General features: G+C 50.7%; 1 pseudogene. It reads right to left on the minus strand.

From position 1 onward, the window contains the following. Positions 1-566: pseudogene (locus tag ACFI6L_RS20295) on the minus strand (Tn3 family transposase); the annotation flags it as partial.

Consider the following 566-nt stretch of genomic DNA (forward strand, 5'->3'; position numbering starts at 1 on the left):
CATGAACCCGGTTTCGCGCTCTACATACCGCAGTACATCCGCGATACCGACCGGTTGCATTCGCTTAAAAAAGGGATTGTTGACCAGAGATGTAGCGCTTTTGGTCGGCAGACGCCAGCGGGTACCGGTACGATTTTTCATGATCACATTTCGATTGTCTCCCTCATCAATATGGAGAGCAACGTCTTTGAGTGCACTTTCCAGCCGGTGTTGTTTCTCCTGTAACAATAACTCTGCGGGCTGTTTTAGTCTGTCCAGTGTTGATGAGGCCAGCAAGGTATCCTGCGATGTCTGGGGGATCAGGTCGTCTTCCAGTGCGCGGTATTTGGTAACATTTGGCAAATAAATGCGTCCATTCAGTCGTGAGGTTAACTGCCGGTAGAGCAGCCATTCGTAACGTTGCGGGTTAACGTTATCCTGTTTAACCAACCATGGGAGGTGCTTTTTCGGGATGAGCGACGTATCCATCGTCTTCAGTGGTCCACCGAATGCGATTTCCGTCTGCATCTGTTGAAGTTGGGCGACGACGGCTTCTGAGCCTTTACCGGCCTCACATTCAAGGCACA

The organism is Alteromonas sp. G4i35, assembly GCF_054960375.1.